Raw genomic sequence first — 18,919 nt, forward strand, 5'->3', positions numbered from 1 at the left:
CAGATGGCCGAGTTCATGCGGGAGTACCGGTGCTGACTCGAACACCGTATGTCTGACCTTTGGTTGGGTTGATCCCGCGATTAACCTTCCTACTAGGAAGGTTAATCGCGTTTCCGCAGGTCAGAAACCCTACGCATCGGCCGCGACGACCTTCCGGCGGAGCCGGAGGATCATCGCGGTGCCCACCGCCAGCGGGACGTACTGCCAGCAGAACGCCCAGCGGAAGGCGGTGGCCGAGTAGGATTCGGCGCCGGCCGGGGAGAGGGCGTCCAGCAGTACGCCGATGCCGAAGAGGGTGATCATCGTGCCGATGAAGCCGCCCATGTTGACGATCCCGGAGGCGGTGCCCAGCCGCTCGGCCGGGTTGCGGGAGCGGGCGTAGTCGAGGCCGACCAGCGAGGCCGGGCCGTTGCTGCCCATCACCAGGATGATCCCGATCAGCAGCCACATCGGCGGGTGCCCGCCGGGCCAGGCCAGGACCAGGGCCCAGCCGAGCCCGGTGGTGGTGATGACGGTGACCACGATCGGCATCCGGGCCCGGGCGGTGCGGGACAGCAGCCGGCCGAAGAGGAAGCCGCAGCTCATGTTGGAGAGCACCAGCAGGGTCAGCAGCCCACCCGCCTCGCCCCGGGACATCCCCTGGGCCTCGACCAGGTAGGGCATGCCCCAGAGCAGGCCGAAGGCGTTACCGGGGAACTGGGTGGTGAAGTGCACCCACAGGCCCAGCCGGGTGCCCGGCTCCCGCCAGCAGTCGAGGACCTGTCGCCGGATCCCCGGGCGGGCGACGGGCGCGACGACGGGCACGGCTGCCGCCGGTGCCTCCTTGAGGAACAGCGCGACCAGGGCGAACACCGCGACGCCGATCAGCGCGATCGCGGTGAAGGTCGGCGTCCAGCCCTCGCTGTGCAGCGCCTGGGCGAGCACCACGGTGGTGACCAGGTTGCCGCCCATCCCGGCCAGGCCGGTCAGCTGGGCGACGAAGGGGTTCTGCGCGGCCGGGAACCACCGGGCGGCTATGCGCAGCACGCTGATGAAGGTCATCGCGTCGCCGCAGCCGAGCACCGCCCGGGAGGCCAGCGCCGGGGCGAAGGAGGAGCTGAAGGCGAAGGCCAGCTGACCGGTGCTCAGCAGCAGGACGCCGAGCAGCAGCACCCGGCGCGGCCCGAACCGGTCGACCAGCAGGCCGACCGGGACCTGCATGGCCGCGTAGACCAGCACCTGGAGGATCGAGAAGGTGGACAGCGCCGAGGCGCCGATGCCGAAGCGCTCGGCGGCGTCCAGCCCGGCCACGCCGAGGCTGGTGCGGTGGATGACGGCCAGGACGTAGACGCTGACGCCGACGGACCAGGCCAGCCAGGCCGCCCGACCGCCGGGCGGCACGGGAACACCGGGCGGCGCGGGAACGCCGGTTCCTGCCGGGACGGCGGGCTCGGCGGCGGGCTCGGCGGTGGCTCGGGGAGCGGGAACGGACAGGGGCGGGGCTGAACGGGCGGGCTCCACGGTCATAGTCCGTCCAGGTTAGTCATCCCATGATGGGAGGCCCAGATCCGGGGGGTGTGACCTCGCGGACCCCCGGCCCCGGGGGACGCGACCTCGCGGACCCGCCGCTCACCGGCCTCAGCCGGTGACCGTCCAGGACACCGACCGGGTCATGTAGCGGTCCCGGAAGGCCTCGTCCCGCACCCAGTCGGTGGTGTCCCGGACGGTCGCGGTCACCGTCGCCGTCCGGCCCGGGGCGAGGTCCAGCCCCGCGGTGTCCAGCCAGCCGCCGTCCGGGGCCGGCGGGGTGACCGGGACGCCGTCCACCTTCCAGTCCACCGCGAGCTGCCGGGTGCCGGTCAGCGGCAGCGGCCGGACGTCCAGCCGGGGGCGGCCGGTGACCTCGCCGGGCGGCGGCGAGGGGGCGTCGGTGGGCCGGACCTTGCGGTACAGCGCCTCGATGATCGCCTCGCGGGAGGGCAGGTTGTAGGCGCTGCCCAGGGTGCGCATCACCGAGTCGGGGGTGGGCCGGTAGAGGCCGTTGGCGCTGCGGTACGCCCCGACGGTGCCGGCGCCGTCCGGCGAGACCGCGCCCAGCCAGCGCCACCACTTGGTCTGCTTCCTGCGCATGTCGTCGGCGTCGAGGGTGGAGAGGTTGGGGTAGTCGGCGTCGTCCGGGGCGCTGTCGTACTCGTCGCCGAGGTCCCCCACGGTGTGCCCGATCTCGTGCTGGATGATCCGCCCGGCGTCCGGGCTGCCCCCGGCCAGGGTGGTCACCCCGGTGCCCCCGGCGCCGCCGTACTCGACCGAGTTGGCCAGCGCGATCAGGTACTGCGGCCCGGCGCCGTCCCCGGCGTAGCGGGCGGTGGCGCCCTCGTCGGCGCAGAGCAGCCGGGCGGTGCCCTCGCACCAGAAGTGCATCCCCAGCGGGGTGGCGGGGTGGCGGCCGCGGCCCTCGCTCTCGGCTATCCCGGAGGCCGGGGAGACCACCTCGACCCGCCTTATGTTGAAGAACCCCTGATAGGTGCGGAACGGCTCGATGTCCATCAGCGAGTGCCAGGCCTTGTCGGCCTGCTGCCGGAACACCTCCTGTTCGTCCGCGGTGTAGCCGTCGCCGAGCAGGACCAGGGTGATCCGGTTGGCCGGGTCCCCGGTCCGACGTATGTCGAAGGTCGGCGCGGCCGCGGGTATCCGCTGGTCGGCGCGGAGTGCGGTGTGCGGCGGCAGCGCCAGGTCGAGGGGGACGCCGGCGCCGATCGCGCCGAACGGCGAGGGACCGACCAGTTCCAGGGCGGCGGGGAGTCCGGCGGCGGACACCAGTACGAGGGCGGCCAGACTCCGGACGAGACGGCCAGGGTTGCCAGCAGGCATTCGGGTGCGTCCTCGGGGTTCCGGTCACCCGGTGTCGCCCAGGTGGTGGAGCGGAGACGTACCCGGACCGGCGTGTCGCCCCCACCGGCGGACGAAAATGTCACCGGCCTGGCCGAACGATCCACATCGTCCAGGTCATACCAATCAATTCCGAGGGATTCGGAGCGCCGACGGGGGCTCAACCCCGCGGCCGCCGCCCGACGTCCAGCAGCAGGTGCGTGCCGAGCCCGAAGAGCAGCCCCCAGAACGCCGAGCCGATGCCGAACAGGCTCATCCCCGAGGCGCTCGCCAGGAAGGTCACCACCGCCGCGTCCCGGCCGCGCTCCTCGGCGACCGCAGCCGCCAGGCTGCCCTGCAGCGAGGCCAGCAGCGCGACCCCGGCGATCACCGCGATCAGTTCCTTGGGCAACCCGGTGAACAGGCTCACCAGCACTCCGCCGAAGCTGCCCACCAGCACGTACCCCGCGCCCGAGGACATCCCCGCGACGTAGCGGCGGCGCGGGTCCGGGTGGGCCTCCGGGCCCGAGCAGATCGCCGCGGTGATCGCCGCCAGGTTCACCCCGGGCGAGCCGAGCGGCGCCATCAGCAGCGACATCGCGCCGGTGGCACCGATCAGCAGCCGGTCGTCCGCCCGGTAGCCGAAGGCCCGCATCACCCCGAGGCCGGGCGCGTTCTGCGAGGCCAGCACCACGATCGTCAGCGGCAGCGCCAGTCCCACCACGGCGGACCAGGAGAACGCCGGCACCGTGAGCACCGGCACGGTCGGCCCGCCCGGGCCCGGGTGCAGCGGCAGCCCGACGGTGACCGCCGCCAGCACCCCGCCGACCAGCAGCGCGACCGGCACGGCGTACCGCGGTGCGAGCCGCTTGGCCAGCAGGAAGGCCGCGAAGCTGCCCACCACCAGCACCGGCGCACTGTGCACGGCGCCGAAGATCCCGGCGCCGAAGGAGAACAGGATGCCCGCCAGCATCGCGTTCACGATCCCGACCGGCACCGCCGCGATCAGCCGGCCGAACCAGCCGGTCACCCCGAACAGCGTCACCACCACCGCGCTCACCAGGAACGCCCCGACCGCCTCCCGGTACGGGTAGTCGCCCAGGCTGGTCACCAGCAGCGCGGCCCCCGGGGTGGACCAGGCGGTGATCACCGGCGTCCGGGTCCACCAGCTGAGCGCGAAGCCGCTCACCCCGCTGCCGATCGCCACCGCCCAGATCCAGGACGCCGTGTGCGCCGGGTCCAGCCGCCCGGCGGCCGCCGCGGCGAGGACCACCACCAGCGGGCCGGAGAACGACACCACGACGCAGATCAGCCCCGCCAGCAGCGCCGGCGCCGAAGCGTCCCGCCGCAGCGACCGACGTTCCCCACCCTCGTCCGACCGCGCTTCCGGCCGGATCGTCAGCTCATCCGTCATTCCGGCAGTATCCCGAAGCCCGGTCGAAGACTCCCGAAAAAAACTTTTCGATCCACCTGCAACCCCCGGCGGGGATGGACGTCTATCAGGGTGAAGGCACGGAGAGCGAGACCGGCAGAGCCGGGGGGCGCTTCCGCTCAGCAGGAGCGGGGCCGGTCGTCTTCACCCACACACCGTCAGACCCATGACCTTGGGGAGTCACGTCATGCGTACGTCCGTTATCACCCGTATTGCGAAGAACGACCGCGCCTTCTCCGGCCGCCGCCGCATCGCCGTGCTCGCCGCCACCACCGTCCTCGCGGGCGGCGTCCAGTTCATCGCCGCCGACACCGGCTGGGCCTGCGGCGACCAGCGGTACGACACCCCGCCCGTCGTCGCCGGACCGACCGTCCCGACCTCGGCGTTCCTGCACTCCGACCCCACCAGCATCGCCGCCGACGGCAACTGGAGCGAGTTCGGTCTGACGGTCGCCAACGACAGCGGCGCCGACGTCGCCCGGACCACCCCGTCCTTCGGCCTGGCGTCCGCCGGCCAGGGCGCTCCCCTGCGCACCAAGGACCTCCGGGTCGAGGTCAAGCAGCACGGCACCTGGAAGGCGCTGAAGCTCAACGCGGGCTGCATCGGAATCGACGTCGACACCGACTCGCTGACGCAGCCGATGGCCAACCACCAGACCGCCGACTTCACGTTCCGGGTGTCCCTCTCCCCCGACGCCCCGAAGGGCCTGACCTCGCTGAACCTGGTGACGGACGCCAGCAACGACAAGTTCACGCCGGAGTCCTGGGACTTCCGTACCGTGAAGGTCACCCACCCCAGGACCGCGCCCGCCGCCGACACCGCCGGCCAGCAGGCCCCGGCCGGCAAGCCCGCCCCGGCCAAGCCCGCCCCGGCCAAGGCCGCCCAGCCCGCCGCCGAGAAGACCACCGCCGCCCCCGCCGCCGGGGCCGTCCCCACGGCCGCCCCGGCGACCACCGCCCCGGCCGGCACCCCGGAGCTCGCCCACACCGGCGCCTCCGCCACCAACGCCTTCCTGGCCACCTCCTCCGCCGTGCTGCTCGCCCTCGGGGGCGGCGTCCTGCTCGCCGTCCGGCGCCTCCGCCGCCAGCGGTAGTCGACGGGCGGGTACGACGAAGGGCCCTGCTCCGTACGGCGGTACGGAACAGGGCCCCTTCGTCATGCCCGGCGGGCCGTCAGCCCCAGGTGATCAGGCGCTTCGGGAACTCCAGCAGCCCGGCCACGTCGGCCAGCACCCGGGAGCCCAACTCCCCGTCCACCAGCCGGTGGTCGAAGGAGAGCGCGAGCGTGGTGACCTGGCGCGGGACGACCTTACCCTTGTGCACCCACGGCAGCTCCCGGACCGCGCCGAAGGCCAGGATGGCCGCCTCGCCCGGGTTGAGGATCGGGGTGCCGGTGTCGACGCCGAAGACGCCGACGTTGGTGATGGTGACCGTTCCGCCCTGCATGTCGGCCGGCGAGGTCTTGCCCTGGCGGGCGGTCTCGACCAGCTCGCCGAGCGAAGTGGCCAGGCCCGCAAGGGTCTTGGCGCCGGCGTCCTTGATGTTCGGGACGATCAGGCCGCGCGGGGTGGCCGCGGCGATGCCGAGGTTCACCTGACCCTTGATCACGATCTCCTGGGCCGCCTCGTCCCACTGGGCGTTGATCTCGGGGTGCCGCTTGATCGCCACCAGCAGCGCCTTGGCGACCAGCAGCAGCGGGCTGACCCGGACGTCCCGGCCCAGTTCGCCGCTCTCCTTGAGCTTGCGGACGAACTTCATGGTGCGGGTCACGTCGACCTGGACGAACTCGGTGACGTGCGGGGCGGTGAAGGCCGAGGCCACCATCGCCTGCGCGGTCGCCTTGCGAACGCCCTTGATCGGCACCCGGACGTCGCCCGCGGTGGACACCGGCAGCGGCGTCGGCACGGCCTCGGCCGCCTCGACCGCGACCGGCTGCCCGACGGCCGGCGCCGTCGCCGGCGCCGCGGTCAGGGCCGCCGCGTGGGCGTGCACGTCCTCGCGGGTGATCACGCCGTCCCGGCCGGTCGGGGTGACGGCCCGCAGGTCGATGCCCAGGTCCTTGGCCAGCTTGCGCACCGGCGGCTTGGCCAACGGCCGGTCGCCGGACGGAAGTTCGACCACGGACGGGACGACCGCCGGGGCGGCCGGGACCGGGGCCGGGGCCGCGACCGGGGCGGCAACAGCCGCGACCGGGGCCGGCTGGGACGCGGTGACGGTCGTGGTGGTCGTCCGCCGGGCCCGGCGCTGGGTGGCGCCGGTGCGCGGGCCGTACCCGACCAGCACCTCCCGCCGCTCCGGCTCCGGCTCGGCGGCCGGCGCCTGGGCGGCGGCGGGCGCGGCAGCGGCGGGCGCGGCAGCGGCGGGCGCGGCCGGGGCGGCCCCCGCCCCACCGGCGACCGCCACCGTGATGATCACGGTGCCGACGTCGACCGTGGTGCCCGCCGGGAAGAAGAGCTGCTCGACGACCCCGGTGAACGGGATCGGCAGCTCCACCGCCGCCTTGGCGGTCTCCACCTCGCAGACGACCTGCCCGTCGGTGACGGTGTCACCGGGCTTGACGTACCAGCTGAGGATCTCGGCCTCGGTCAGGCCCTCGCCCACGTCGGGCATCTTGAACTCGCGGAGCGAGCGAACTTCGGTGGTCATCTTCGCTCCCCCGGATCAGTACGCGAGCGCGCGGTCGACGGCGTCGAGCACGCGGTCCAGGTCGGGCAGGAAGGCTTCCTCGACCCGGGACGGCGGGTAGGGCGCGTGGTAGCCGCCGACCCGCAACACCGGTGCCTCCAGGTGGTAGAAGCACTTCTCGGTGAGCCGGGCGGCCAGTTCCGCACCCATGCCCATGAAGACCGGCGCCTCGTGCACCACGACGGCCCGCCCGGTGCGCTTGACCGACTCCTCCAGCGCGGTGAAGTCGATCGGGGAGAGCGAGCGCAGGTCGACGACCTCCACCCGGCGGCCCTCCTCCTCGGCGGTCGCGGCGGCCTCCAGGCAGACCTTGACCATCGGGCCGTAGGCGATCAGCGTCAGGTCCGCGCCGGGACGGACGATCCGGGCGTCGTGCAGCCCGAGGTCCGCGGCGGCCCCGACCTCGCCCTTGTCCCAGTAACGCCGCTTGGGCTCCAGGAAGATGACCGGATCGTCCGACTCGATCGCCTGCCGCAGCATCCAGTGCGCGTCGTGCGCGTTGGACGGGCTGACCACCCGCAGACCGGCGGTGTGCGCGAAGTACGCCTCGTGCGACTCGCTGTGGTGCTCGACCGCGCCGATTCCACCCGCGTAGGGGATGCGGACGGTGACCGGCATCTTGACGTGCCCGAGCGCGCGGGCGTGCATCTTGGCCAGCTGGGAGACGATCTGGTCGAACGCCGGGTAGACGAAACCGTCGAACTGGATCTCCACCACCGGACGGTAGCCGCGCAGCGCGAGGCCGATCGCGGTGCCCATGATCCCGGACTCGGCCAGCGGGGTGTCGATCACCCGGTCCTCGCCGAAGTCCTTCTGCAGGCCGTCGGTGATCCGGAAGACGCCGCCGAGCTTCCCGATGTCCTCGCCCATCAGCAGAGTCTTCGGGTCGTTCTCCAGCGACTTGCGCAACGCCTCGTTGAGCGCCTTGGCGATGCTCAGCTGCCCGGCCATCAGTGCTTCTCCCCCGCCTCGAAGGAGGCCGCGTACTCGACGTACCCGGCCCGTTCCTCATCGACCAACGCGTGCGGCTCGCTGTACACGTGGTCGAAGATCAGCGTCGGGTCCGGGTCCGGCATCCCACGCACCCCCTCGCGCACCCGCAGCCCCAGCTGCTCGCTCTCGGCGTCGACGGCGGCGAAGAACTCCTCGTCCGCCAGGCCCTCCTTCTCCAGGAGGGTGCGCAGCCGCAGGATCGGGTCCTTGGCCTTCCAGGCCTCGGTCTCCTCGGTGGGCCGGTAGCGGGTCGGGTCGTCGTTGGTGGTGTGCGCGCCCATCCGGTAGGTGAAGGCCTCGATCAGCACCGGGCCGTTGCCGCTGCGGGCGTGGTCGAGCGCCCAGCGGGTGACCGCGAGGCAGGCCAGCACGTCGTTGCCGTCGACCCGGACGCCGGGGAAGCCGAAGCCGGAGGCGCGGCGGTACAGCGGGATCTTGGTCTGGGTGGTGGTGGGCTCGGAGATCGCCCACTGGTTGTTCTGGCAGAAGAACACCACGGGCGCGTTGTAGACCGAGGCGAAGGTGAAGGCCTCGTTGACGTCGCCCTGGCTGGAGGCGCCGTCGCCGAAGTACGCGATCACCGCGTCGTCGGCGCCGTCCTTGGTGATGCCCATCGCGTAGCCGGTGGCGTGCAGGGCCTGCGCGCCGATCACGATGGTGTACAGGTGGAAGTTCTTCTCGTTCGGGTCCCAGCCGCCGTGGTTCACGCCGCGGAACATGCCGAGCAGGTTCAGCGGGTCGACGTCGCGGCACCAGGCCACGCCGTGCTCGCGGTAGGTGGGGAAGGCGTAGTCGCCGGGACGCATGGCCCGGCCGGAGCCGACCTGGGCGGCCTCCTGCCCGAGCAGCGAGGCCCACAGGCCCAGCTCGCCCTGGCGCTGGAGCGTGGTGGCCTCCGCGTCGAACCGGCGCACCAGCACCAGGTCGCGGTAGAAGGCTCGCAGCTCCTCGGGAGTGGTGGTGAGGGGGTAGTCCGGGTGCTCGACCCGCTCGCCTTCCGGCGTGAGCAGTTGGACGAGCTCCGGCTGGGCGTCCGTCCCCGTGGCGCGGAGGGTGTCAGGGACAGCGGGGGCCGCCTTCTTGCGGGTCCTCGCCGTGCTTTTGACGGTCACGTTCACTCCTCGGTCTGTCCGGCCGCCCGGGGTCGCCGGTGACCGGTCCGGTCACCGCCTCGCGGGGCGCGCGTGGGTGTGCGCACCCATGGCGTGGCAGGTGGTGATCCTGTTCCGACGGCGGCCCTCACGAGAACGTTACCCAGCGTCCGCCCTTGGCGCGCTTGCGCTAGGACGTCCTACTTGTTCAGGGCCTACGACCCCGAGGGTGCCGCGCCCGGCTCGCCGTCGGAAGGGTGGGGGTGACGGTCGGCGTGACGCAGCTCTCAATTCGAGCGCCTTCAGGACACCAGCGCACGTTATCCGGGCGGACGCCCGTACGTAAGGGGGTTCTCGGTATCGGTTTCGGTCGGTTGTGGCCTGATCCCGCCTTCGCGAAGCTGGACACGATAGGCCTTGAGTACGGTGATATGGGAGGCTTTGCACGTGACTGATAACGGACAAATCAGGGTGTTCCTGCTCGATGACCACGAGGTCGTCCGGCGGGGCGTGCACGATCTGCTCTCCGTCGAGGACGACATCGAGATCGTCGGCGAGGCCGGCACGGCCGCCGAGGCACTCACCCGGATCCCGGCGGTCCACCCCGACGTCGCGGTGCTCGACGTCCGACTGCCGGACGGCAACGGGGTCGAGGTCTGCCGCGAGATCCGCTCCCGGCTGCCCGAGATCAAGTGCCTGATGCTGACCTCGTTCTCGGACGACGAGGCGCTGTTCGACTCGATCATGGCGGGCGCCTCCGGCTACGTCCTGAAGGCGATCCGCGGCACCGACCTGATCACCGCCGTCCGGGACGTCGCGGCCGGCCGCTCCCTGCTCGACCCGGTCGCCACCAGCCGGGTGCTCGCCCGACTGCGCGACGGCGGCGAGAAGGAGGACGAGCGGCTGTCCCAACTCACCAAGCAGGAGCGGCGGATCCTCGATCTGATCGGCGAGGGGATGACCAATCGTCAGATCGGCAACGAGTTGCACCTGGCCGAGAAGACGGTGAAGAACTACGTCTCCAGTCTGCTCGCCAAGATGGGCATGGAGCGACGCACCCAGGCGGCCGCCTACGTGGCGCGGCACCAGGCCGATCATCAGTACTGATACGGCACTTCACACATGTGATGGTTTGTCAAGGGCCCCCACCAGGGGGCCATAACCTCTGCACGTGACTTTCAGCCAGACCCTCGCCTGCGCCCCGGCCCGCCCCGACCTCGCCGCACCGCCGATAGGGACCCTCAGTCCACCCGTCCCGCGCAGCGCACTCACCGAGGTCCTGGCCCGCTTCCGGGTGGGACGGCTGCTGACCGCCGAACCGGTCGCCGAAGGCCTGCTGAACCGGGGCTACCGGGTCACCGCCGAGGCCGGGACGTACTTCCTGAAGTGCTACGTCGACGCCGCCACCGCCAACCGTCCGAAGATCCTCGCCCACCACCGCGCGATGACCGACCTGCACGCCCTGGGACTGCCCGTGGCACCCCCGTTGAGCTGCTCCGGCCGCGGCGGGACGGTGGCCGGCCTGGACGGCCGGCTGTTCGCGCTGTTCCCCTGGACCGATGGCCGACACCGGCACGGCACCGAGCTCGAACCGTCGCAGTGCGACGCGCTCGGCGCGCTGCTCGGCCGACTGCACGGCGCACTCGACGAGGTCTGCGCCCTCCTCGACCAACCCGCCGGCTACCGCAGCGCCGACCCCCTCGACAGCGCCGAACTCGCCCGCGACCTGCGGGACCGCGCCCGCGCCCACCGCCCGTACGGCGACCTGGACGCCCTGGTCGTCCAACGGCTCGACGAACGGCTGGAACTGCTCGCCGAAAACGCCCACCGCCGCCCCGACCCGCTCGCCACCCCGCCCACCGGATGGACCCACGGCGACTTCCACGGGCTCAACCTGCTGTACGACGGCGACCGGGTCGCGGCCGTCCTGGACTGGGACAAGCTGGGCCCGCAGCCGCGCGCCGAGGAGGCCGTCCGGGCCGCCACCCTGCTGTTCAACGACCGCACCGGCGGCGCCCTGGACCTGGTCCGGGTCCGCCGCTACTCACAGGCCTACCGGGCCTCCGGAGCCGCCACCGCCGAGCAGTTGGCGGCCGCCGCGCACCGGGTCTGGTGGGAGCGGCTGAACGACTTCTGGATGCTGCAGTGGCGCTACCAGCGGGCCGACCACCGGGCCGACCCGCTCTACCCCGCCTCGGCGGGCCAGTTGGCGTGGTGGTGCCAGGAGTACGAGCAGGTCCTGGACGCCTTCGCCAACTGATCCCGTCAGCCGGCGGCCGGCAGCGTGGGCCCGCCGCCGGAACCACCGGCGGCACCCGCACCGCCGGCGCCACCGGCACCACCGGCACCACCGCTGCCGCCGGGCGGCTTCGTCGACGGCTGCGGCGGCTTCGGGACGGTCGAACCGCTGCCCTCGCCCGTCCCCGAGGTCGGCGCGGTGCTCGCCCCGCCGGTCGGCGTCGTGCTGGCGGAGGCCGAGTGGCTCGGCGTCGGGGACGGCGAGGTCGAGTGCTTGCCCGAACCCGGCGACGGCGACATGTTGTTGCCGCCGGTGCCGCCACCGCTGCCGTACGTCCCGGTGTCGGCCGGCTGGTTCGGCCGCCGGCTGCCGGAGGTCGACGGCGGCTGGGTCTGCTGGCCGTTCTGGTTCGGCGTGGTCGACTCGACGGTGCTGACCGCCGGTGCGGGCGTGCTGGGTTGGACGGGCAGGTTGCCGCCGCCGCCCCCGCTGAGCGCGAAGGCGATCCCGGCCCCGGCCGCGACCAGCACCGCGATCCCGCCGGCCACCCAGGCCCACGGCCCGCGCCGCCGACGGCCGTGGTCGTCGTGGTCGTCGTACTCGTCGTCGCCGCCACCGCCGTGCGCCCCCTGGTAGGGCGCAGGGGTGTGCGGGCCGCCCGGCGAGTACGGCAGCACCGAGGTCTGGTCGCCCGGGCCGACCGCGCCGAAGGCCTGGGTGGCCGCCGCCTGGTCCGGCCGGAGCACCTGGGTGGCCCCGGTGTCGCCGGGCATCCCGGCGGCCGTACCGACCCAGCCGGCCCCGGCCGCGCCGTGCATCTCGCGCAGCGCGTGCTGCAGATGGGCGCGGAACTCGTCGGCGTCCTGGAAGCGGTCGTCCGGGTTCTTGGCGAGCGAGCGCAGCACCAGCGGGTCCAGGCCGAGCGGCACCCGGCTGTTGGCCTGCGAGGGCGGCACCGGCATGTCCTGGACGTGCTGGTAGACCACCGACAGCGGGGTGTCGCCGGTGAACGGCGGGCGCAGCGTGAGCAGCTCGTAGAGCATGCAGCCGGCCGCGTACAGGTCGGAGCGGTGGTCGACCGCCTTGCCGAGCGCCTGCTCGGGCGACAGGTACTGCGGGGTGCCCATGACCATGCCGGTCTGGGTCATCGTGGTGGCCCCACCGGTCAGCGCCCGGGCGATGCCGAAGTCCATCACCTTGACCGCGCCGGCGTGGGTGATGATCACGTTGGCGGGCTTGATGTCGCGGTGCACGATGCCGTTGCGGTGGCTGTACGCCAGCGCCTCCAGCACCCCGGCGATGATGATCAGCGCCTGGTCGACCGGCGGCGCCTCCTCGTCCACCAGCAGCTCGCGGACGGTCCGGCCCTCGACCAGCTCCATCACGATGTACGGCGTGGACTCGTCCCCGACGTACTCCTCGCCGGTGTCGTAGACCGCGACGATCGAGTGGTGGTTCAGCGCGGCGACGGCGTGTGCCTCGCGGGTGAAACGCACCCGGGCGACCTCGTCCTGCGCCAGCTCGCCGCGCAGCAGCTTGACCGCGACGGTGCGTCCCAGCCGGATGTCCTCGGCGGCGAACACCTCGGCCATGCCACCGCGGCCGAGCCGGTGGGTCAGCCGGTAGCGGCCGTCGCCGACCGTGCCCATCGGGACCCCGCGGCCCGGAGTGTGCAGCCCGCCGGCCCCGCCGAACGGCGGCAGCGCGGAGGTCGCGGCTTCACTGCCCGGCTCGGGGATCCGCGGCATTCCGCCGGTCGCTCCGTTCGCGCGGGCACCCGCCTCGTCGTCCGGCTGCTGCGTCTGTGCCATCGCTCCTCGCCCCGGGCGTTCGCTCGGAATCGCGGTGCCCTGTCGCTTACGTATCCCCGAACGCTACCGCTTCCGGCGCGCGGCCGTGACACGTGCGAAGCGGCTGGAAAAGGTCAGACCAGCCCGTTCCGGTCGGCCTCAGGGCCCACCAGCACGACCGCGGCCGGACGCTCGGAATGGAACTTGCCGTTGGTGGTGGTCTGCGCCTTGTTGACCACGATCGCGATGATGATGCCGGCCAGCACCAGCACGCCGACGATGATCGCGATCACCACGAAGGCCGTCGAACAGCCGCCGCCGCTGGGCTTCGGCTGCTGGTACGGCGGCATCGGCTGCGGGCCCGGGGCGTGCATCGGCGGGCGGAAGGGCTGCGGCGTCTGCGGGGCCTGCGGCCGCGGCGTCTGGTACGCGGGCGGCGGGGTCTGGTACTGCGGGCGCTGCTGCTGGTAGGCCGGCGGTGGCGTCTGGTACGCGGGCGGCGGCGTCCGGTACTGCGGCTGGGGGTGCTGCTGCTGGGGGTGCTGCGGGTGCTGGGGCGGCTGCTGCTGGAACGGGTGCGGGGTCTGCGGCGCCTGCGGCGTCGCGGACACCGAGCGCGGGCCCTCCTTGATCACCAGCGGGGAGCTGGCCTGCAGCGCGTGCCCGGCACCGCCGCCCTTCAGCTCCGCGATCAGCCGCTCCGCCTCGTCCCGCATCGCGGCCGCGCTCTGGAACCGGTGCGCCGGATCCTTGCGCAGCGCCTGGGCCACGAACGCGTCCACCACGGGGGTGATCGAGCGGTTCAGGCCGGAGGGGGCCGGGGGCTCCTCCTGGACGTGCTTGTAGGCGATCGAGAAGGCCGAGTCGCCGTCGAAGACCAGCTGGCCGGTGAGCATCTCGAAGAGCATCACGCCGACCGAGTACAGGTCGGAACGGGCGTCCACCGGCTTGCCGAGCGCCTGCTCGGGCGACAGGTACTGCGGGGTGCCGACCACCATGCCGGTCTGGGTCATCGAGGTGACCCCCGACTCCAGCGCCCGGGCGATGCCGAAGTCCATGACCTTGACATTGCCCTTGCGGTCGAACATGACGTTCCCGGGCTTGATGTCGCGGTGCACCAGGCCCATGTCGTGCGAGGCCTCCAGCGCGTTCAGCACCCCGACGACGACCCGCAGGGCCTGCTCGGTCGGCATCGCGCCGTACTGGACCACCGCCTCGTTGATCGCCTCGCGCAGGCCCTGGCCGTCGATCAGCTGCATGACGATGTACGGCGTGCTGGAGCCGTCCGCGGCGACGTCCTCACCGCTGTCGTACACCGTGACGATGTTCGGGTGCTCCAGCCGGGCCACGGCCTGGGCCTCGCGGCGGAACCGCTCCTTGAACGAGTCGTCCCGGCCCAGCTCGCTGTGCATGCTCTTCAGCGCGACCTGCCGGTCCAGCACACTGTCGTAGGCGAGGTGCACGGAGGCCATGCCGCCCTCGCCCAGCAGCCGCTGCAGCACATAGCGGCCGTGGCCCAGCGCGGAGCCCTCGACCGCCGCGTTGCCGTGCTCGCTCATGGTCCTCTGCTCCCCCTCGGCGCGGTGGTGCTGCCGCAACCGTGACGTTAGGTCTCGTCCGTGCGTGGTGGGCCCGGCCCGCGGGCCCGGCGAACCCCCTGCCGCGGCGGCTCGACCGGCCAGCGACAGGGGTCAGGGTATCGGCTTCCGCCGACGGTGATCGGTCCAGGGCCGATCCTGCCCCCGGACCACCGGCGCCGGGCCGCGGCGCCGTGGTCCGGGGGCGGATCGTCGCGGTACGTCCCGTCCCCCCGACGGGCCCCGCGACAGTGGACCTACAGGTAGGGGCCGGAACGGATGCCGCGGCCCTGGCCCGGGTCCTCCTCGTCCGGCTCCCCGTTGTGCAGACCGGGCGGCAGCGCGCGCCGCATCTGCTCCAGCTGCGCCCGCGCGGCCATCTGCTGGGCGAACAGGGCGGTCTGGATGCCGTGGAACAGGCCCTCCAGCCAGCCCACCAGCTGGGCCTGGGCGATCCGCAGCTCGGCCTCGGTGGGGATGGTGTCGTCGGTGAACGGCAGCGAGAGCCGCTCCAGCTCGGCCACCAGCTCCGGGGCCAGTCCGAGCTCCAGCTCCTTGATCGAGCTGGCGTGGATGTCCTTCAACCGGACCCGGCTGGCCTCGTCGAGGGGCGCCGCCCGGACCTCCTCCAGCAGCTGCTTGATCATGCTGCCGATCCGCATGACCTTGGCGGGCTGCTCGACCATCTCGGTCACCGGGAGCTCGCGCGGCGTGTCCGCCTCGTCGTCCCCCTCCAGCGGCACCGTGGCGAACCCCTGGCCCACGGGCAGCCCGTCCGGTCCGACGATCAGCACCTTCTGGCCGTCCTGCGACTGCCCGCCGGCGGCCCGGAAGGGCTCCTGCGACGAGCGCTCGTTCATCGGATTCGTCATGAACAACATTCTCTCTCACTGGGGTTGGTCGGGCGGAAGCCCCCGTGCGTTCCGCCGTCCTGCGCCACCCGTGACGACGGTACGCCCCGACGGCCCCCGCGGGAATCCGTACGGATACTCGGTTCCCACCGTCCGTCCCCGCCCCGGGCGCGCACAGCACCTCCCCCGACACCCCGCGAAACCCACCCCACTCCTCGGACACACCCGCCGGGAACCCGCACCGAATCTCCACTCCCCGGGACGCACGCCCCGGCGCGCGCTCGTCTCAGCCCTTCCGCAGCCGCAGCCCCACCAGCCCCAGGCCGCAGCCGATCAACCCCAGCCCCACCCCCAGCGGCAGCTGGAGCGTGGAGGGGTCCTGCCAGCGGGCCGGGAGCAGGACGGGGGCGACCGCGACCGCCTCGGACCGACCGGCGGCCACCGTGGCGGTGTCCGGCCCGGCGGCGGGGGCGGGGGCGGACGCCTCCGGGGCGTCCGCGTCCGGCTGGTCGGCCGTGGCGCCCTGGTCCTGGACCTGCTCGGGCAGCTGCCCGCCGGCCCGGTCCGGCACCTGCTCGGACGCCTGGTCGGGGGCCTGATCCGGCACCTGGTCGGGCGCGAGGGCGGGACGGTGGCGGTGCGCCCGGAGTGCGGCGAAGTCCGGGCGGGACCGGTCGGGCAGCACGTACTGCGGCGGCGCGGCCCTGGGCGACGCCACGGCCGGCCCGGACGACACGGCCGGCCCGTCGGCACCCTGGCTCTCGTCGTCGGCCCAGGTCCCGTCATCGCCCTGGGCCTGGTCGTCCCCCTGGGCCTGGTCGTCGTCCTGGGCCCCATCACCACCCCAGACCGGGAAGCCCGCCACCGGGAAGCCCGCCGCCTGAGCCGAGGCACTCGGCGGGGACTCCGCCACCGCCCCGGTCGCGGCGGCCAGCGGGAGCGTCAGCCCCAGCACGGCCGCCGCGAGCAGCCGCCGGGCCCGGCCGGTCGGACGGGCGGCGCGGGTCCGGCGGTCACGGCGATCACAGCGGTCACGACAGCGGTACGGCGCGGCGGGCAGCGGCCCGAGGACGGCGTGCGGAGTTGCGGCCACGGTCGGAGTCCTTCCGACGGCCGACCGCGCCCGGGGGGCGGCATCGGCGGCGGGACAGCTCCGGACCAGCGTCACACAAACCGACAAACACAGCATTTCGGACAGTCGCCGGAAGCCGCCCGGCCCCGCTCAGACCGTCAGCACGACCTTCCCGACCTGCTCGCCCGCCTCCAGCACCCGGTGCGCGTCGCCCACCGAGGTCAGCGGCAGCACCCGGTCCACCACCGGCTTCACCACCCCGGACTCGACCAGCGGCCAGACATGCTCCCGCACCGCCGCCACGATCGCCGCCTTCTCCGCCAGCGGCCGCCCGCGCAGGTTGGTGGCGATCACCGCCGCCCGCTTGCGCAGCAGCGCGTTGAGGTCGAGCTCGCCCTTCACCCCGCCCTGCAGCCCGATGATCACCAGTCGCCCGTTGACCGCCAGCGCGTCCACGTTCCGCTGCAGGTACTTGGCGCCCATGATGTCCAGGATCACGTCCGCCCCGGCCCCGTCGGTGGCCTCCCGGAGCACCTCGACGAAGTCCTGCTCGCGGTAGTCGATCACGATGTCCGCGCCCAGCTCGGTGCACCGGGCCAGCTTCGCCGGACTGCCGGCCGTCACCGCGACCCGCGCGCCGACCGCCTTGGCCAGCTGGATCGCCATCGTCCCGATCCCGCTGGCGCCGCCGTGCAGCAGCACCGTCTCGCCCGGCCGCAGGTGGGCGGTGAGGAAGACGTTGGACCACACCGTGCAGGCCACCTCCGGCAGCGCCGCGGCCTGCTCCGGGCTCAGCCCCTTCGGCAGCGGCAGCAGCTGCCCGCTCGGCACCGCGACCTTCTGCGCGTAGCCGCCGCCGGCCAGCAGCGCGCACACCTCGTCGCCGACCGCCCAGCCGGCCACGCCCGGACCGAGGGCGACGATCCGCCCGGCGCACTCCAGCCCCGGGTACGGCGAGGCGCCGGGAGGCGGGTTGTAGGAGCCCTGCCGCTGGAGCAGGTCGGCGCGGTTGACGGCGGTGGCCGCCACCTCCACCAGGACCTCGCCCTCGCCGGGCACCGGATCGGGGACCTCGGACCACACCAGCGCCTCGGGGCCGCCGGGTACGGGAATCGTCATCGCATGCATGCCCCGAACCTACTGCGCCGTACGGCGGTTCGGAGTTCAGGCCCCGCCCGGACCGGAGGACTTGATGACGATCACCCGGTCGGTGAGCTGGAGCACGGCGGCCTCCGGCTCGGTGTAGTTGAGCACCCGCCGGCCGCGCACCACCGCGACCACCAACTCCTCGCACTCGCGCGGACTGTGCCCGGCCTCGGCCCGGGTGACCGGCCGTTCCACCACGTCCAGCCCGTTCCCGTAGGTCAGCAGGTCCTCCATCACCGCCCCGGCGTGCGGGCTGAGCATCGACAGCCCGAGCAGCCGCCCGGCCGAACTGGAGCTGGTGACCACCACGTCGGCCCCGCTCTGCCGCAGCAGCGGCGCGTTCTCGTCCTCCCGGACCGCCGCGACCACGGTGGCGGCCTTGTTCAACTGGCGTGCCGTCAGGGTGATCAGTACCGCCGTGTCGTCCCGCTCCGGGGCGACCACGATCCGGGCCGCGTTGGGGACGGCGGCCCGGACCAGGGTGTCGGTCCTGGTCGCATCGCCGACCACCCCGACCAGGCCGTGCTGCGAGGCGCTCTCGATCACCTTGCGCTGCGGGTCGACGACCACGATCTCCTCCGCCTTCACCCCCTGCCCGAGCAGGGTGTCGACGGCGCTGCGCCCCTTCGTCCCGAACCCGATGACGACGGTGTGCTCGCGCACGGTGGACCTCCAGCGGTTCAACCGCCATTGCAGGCGGGTGCGTTCGGTGAGCACCTCCAGGGTGGTGCCGACCAGGATGATCAGGAACAGCACGCGCAGCGGGGTGATCACCAGGATGTTGGTGAGCCGGGCACCGTCGCTGTACGGGGTGATGTCCCCGTAGCCGGTGGTGGAGAGCGTCACGGTGGCGTAGTACGCCGCGTCCAGGAAGCTCAGTTCGCCGCCCGCGTTGTCGTGGTAGCCGCCCCGGTCGAGGTAGACGATCACCGAGGTGGCGACCAGCACGGCGAGCGCGAGCAGCAGCCGCGAGCCGACCTGCGCCATCGCGGGCGCGGTGCGCCGGGCGGGCAGCACGATCCCGGCGTCCGCCCACGGCTCCGTGCCCGGCGCCGAGATCCGCCGCAGCCGGCTCACGGCGCCTCCACCAGCTCGACGACCCGCCCCGCGTCCGCCCCGCCGGGCGGCACGACGGCCAGCGCCTCGGCCCGGGCCAGCCCGCGCAGCATGGCCGGCCCGTCGAAGGCGAGCGGCACG

General features: G+C 73.2%; 16 protein-coding genes. 3 read left to right on the forward strand and 13 right to left on the reverse strand.

The window, feature by feature from the left end; translation table 11 throughout:
* Positions 1-129: 129 nt before the first annotated feature.
* The 3 genes from ABTZ03_RS22505 to ABTZ03_RS22515 all read right to left on the reverse strand — a co-directional run bounded on the left by ABTZ03_RS22505 (position 130) and on the right by ABTZ03_RS22515 (position 4,261).
* Positions 130-1,506, reverse strand: coding sequence for an MFS transporter (locus tag ABTZ03_RS22505; protein ID WP_350514825.1), 1,377 nt, complete (start codon positions 1,504-1,506; stop codon positions 130-132).
* A 111-nt stretch (positions 1,507-1,617) separates the two neighbouring features.
* Positions 1,618-2,850 (reverse strand): M64 family metallopeptidase, encoded by a 1,233-nt coding sequence (locus tag ABTZ03_RS22510; RefSeq protein WP_350514826.1) that lies wholly within the window; start codon positions 2,848-2,850, stop codon positions 1,618-1,620.
* A 178-nt stretch (positions 2,851-3,028) separates the two neighbouring features.
* Positions 3,029-4,261 (reverse strand): benzoate/H(+) symporter BenE family transporter, encoded by a 1,233-nt coding sequence (locus ABTZ03_RS22515; RefSeq protein WP_350514827.1) that lies wholly within the window; start codon positions 4,259-4,261, stop codon positions 3,029-3,031.
* 205 nt (positions 4,262-4,466) lie between these two features.
* On the opposite strand from ABTZ03_RS22515, the gene ABTZ03_RS22520 reads away from it, so the two are divergent.
* On the forward strand, positions 4,467-5,372 hold the full coding sequence (locus ABTZ03_RS22520) for a hypothetical protein (RefSeq protein ID WP_350514828.1): 906 nt from the start codon (positions 4,467-4,469) through the stop codon (positions 5,370-5,372).
* Positions 5,373-5,451: 79 nt separating this feature from the next.
* On the opposite strand, the gene ABTZ03_RS22525 is transcribed toward ABTZ03_RS22520, so the two are convergent.
* The 3 genes from ABTZ03_RS22525 to pdhA are packed head-to-tail and all read right to left on the reverse strand — an operon-like array spanning position 5,452 to position 9,068.
* Positions 5,452-6,924, reverse strand: coding sequence for a dihydrolipoamide acetyltransferase family protein (locus ABTZ03_RS22525; RefSeq protein ID WP_350514829.1), 1,473 nt, complete (start codon positions 6,922-6,924; stop codon positions 5,452-5,454).
* Between the two features lie 15 nt (positions 6,925-6,939).
* On the reverse strand, positions 6,940-7,914 hold the full coding sequence (locus ABTZ03_RS22530) for an alpha-ketoacid dehydrogenase subunit beta (RefSeq protein WP_400917000.1): 975 nt from the start codon (positions 7,912-7,914) through the stop codon (positions 6,940-6,942).
* Positions 7,914-9,068 carry a pyruvate dehydrogenase (acetyl-transferring) E1 component subunit alpha gene (pdhA, locus tag ABTZ03_RS22535; protein ID WP_350514830.1) on the reverse strand — a complete coding sequence of 385 codons (1,155 nt, stop codon included), beginning with the start codon at positions 9,066-9,068 and terminating at the stop codon, positions 7,914-7,916. Before pdhA ends, ABTZ03_RS22530 begins: the two co-directional genes overlap by 1 nt.
* Before the next feature lie 426 nt (positions 9,069-9,494).
* Between pdhA and ABTZ03_RS22540 the strand changes: the two genes are divergently transcribed.
* Together ABTZ03_RS22540 and ABTZ03_RS22545 are read left to right on the forward strand one after the other, a co-directional pair.
* Entirely contained in the window at positions 9,495-10,154 is a 660-nt protein-coding gene (locus ABTZ03_RS22540) for a response regulator (RefSeq protein ID WP_350514831.1), read from the forward strand.
* Positions 10,155-10,218: 64 nt separating this feature from the next.
* Positions 10,219-11,307 (forward strand): phosphotransferase, encoded by a 1,089-nt coding sequence (locus tag ABTZ03_RS22545; protein WP_350514832.1) that lies wholly within the window; start codon positions 10,219-10,221, stop codon positions 11,305-11,307.
* 5 nt (positions 11,308-11,312) lie between these two features.
* Here the strand turns inward: ABTZ03_RS22545 and ABTZ03_RS22550 are convergent, their stop codons facing one another.
* From ABTZ03_RS22550 to ABTZ03_RS22580, 7 genes are all read right to left on the reverse strand, one after another.
* On the reverse strand, positions 11,313-13,097 hold the full coding sequence (locus ABTZ03_RS22550) for a protein kinase domain-containing protein (protein WP_502894553.1): 1,785 nt from the start codon (positions 13,095-13,097) through the stop codon (positions 11,313-11,315).
* Positions 13,098-13,210: 113 nt separating this feature from the next.
* Positions 13,211-14,635: a protein kinase domain-containing protein gene (locus tag ABTZ03_RS22555; protein WP_350514833.1), complete on the reverse strand. Its 1,425-nt coding sequence runs from the start codon at positions 14,633-14,635 to the stop codon at positions 13,211-13,213.
* A 275-nt stretch (positions 14,636-14,910) separates the two neighbouring features.
* Entirely contained in the window at positions 14,911-15,525 is a 615-nt protein-coding gene (locus ABTZ03_RS22560; protein ID WP_350514834.1) for a bacterial proteasome activator family protein, read from the reverse strand.
* Between the two features lie 265 nt (positions 15,526-15,790).
* Entirely contained in the window at positions 15,791-16,597 is an 807-nt protein-coding gene (locus tag ABTZ03_RS22565; RefSeq protein ID WP_350514835.1) for a hypothetical protein, read from the reverse strand.
* Positions 16,598-16,726: 129 nt separating this feature from the next.
* On the reverse strand, positions 16,727-17,704 hold the full coding sequence (locus tag ABTZ03_RS22570; protein WP_350514836.1) for an NAD(P)H-quinone oxidoreductase: 978 nt from the start codon (positions 17,702-17,704) through the stop codon (positions 16,727-16,729).
* 36 nt (positions 17,705-17,740) lie between these two features.
* Entirely contained in the window at positions 17,741-18,709 is a 969-nt protein-coding gene (locus tag ABTZ03_RS22575; protein ID WP_350514845.1) for a potassium channel family protein, read from the reverse strand.
* 86 nt (positions 18,710-18,795) lie between these two features.
* The coding region (locus tag ABTZ03_RS22580; RefSeq protein WP_350514846.1) for a hypothetical protein at positions 18,796-18,919 on the reverse strand (124 nt) is incomplete at its 5' end.

The organism is Kitasatospora sp. NPDC096077 (assembly GCF_040303245.1).
In the GTDB taxonomy this organism is placed as follows: Bacteria; Actinomycetota; Actinomycetes; order Streptomycetales; family Streptomycetaceae; genus Kitasatospora.

Coding starts and splice junctions, on each gene's coding strand:
- ABTZ03_RS22505 (WP_350514825.1), bottom strand. CDS start 1,506: ATGACCGTGGAGCCCGCCCGTTCAGCCCCGCCCCTGTCCGTTCCCGCT.
- ABTZ03_RS22510 (WP_350514826.1), bottom strand. CDS start 2,850: ATGCCTGCTGGCAACCCTGGCCGTCTCGTCCGGAGTCTGGCCGCCCTC.
- ABTZ03_RS22515 (WP_350514827.1), bottom strand. CDS start 4,261: ATGACGGATGAGCTGACGATCCGGCCGGAAGCGCGGTCGGACGAGGGT.
- ABTZ03_RS22520 (WP_350514828.1), top strand. CDS start 4,467: ATGCGTACGTCCGTTATCACCCGTATTGCGAAGAACGACCGCGCCTTC.
- ABTZ03_RS22525 (WP_350514829.1), bottom strand. CDS start 6,924: ATGACCACCGAAGTTCGCTCGCTCCGCGAGTTCAAGATGCCCGACGTG.
- ABTZ03_RS22530 (WP_400917000.1), bottom strand. CDS start 7,914: ATGGCCGGGCAGCTGAGCATCGCCAAGGCGCTCAACGAGGCGTTGCGC.
- ABTZ03_RS22550 (WP_502894553.1), bottom strand. CDS start 13,097: ATGGCACAGACGCAGCAGCCGGACGACGAGGCGGGTGCCCGCGCGAAC.
- ABTZ03_RS22555 (WP_350514833.1), bottom strand. CDS start 14,635: ATGAGCGAGCACGGCAACGCGGCGGTCGAGGGCTCCGCGCTGGGCCAC.
- ABTZ03_RS22560 (WP_350514834.1), bottom strand. CDS start 15,525: ATGACGAATCCGATGAACGAGCGCTCGTCGCAGGAGCCCTTCCGGGCC.
- ABTZ03_RS22570 (WP_350514836.1), bottom strand. CDS start 17,704: ATGCATGCGATGACGATTCCCGTACCCGGCGGCCCCGAGGCGCTGGTG.
- ABTZ03_RS22575 (WP_350514845.1), bottom strand. CDS start 18,709: ATGGCGCAGGTCGGCTCGCGGCTGCTGCTCGCGCTCGCCGTGCTGGTC.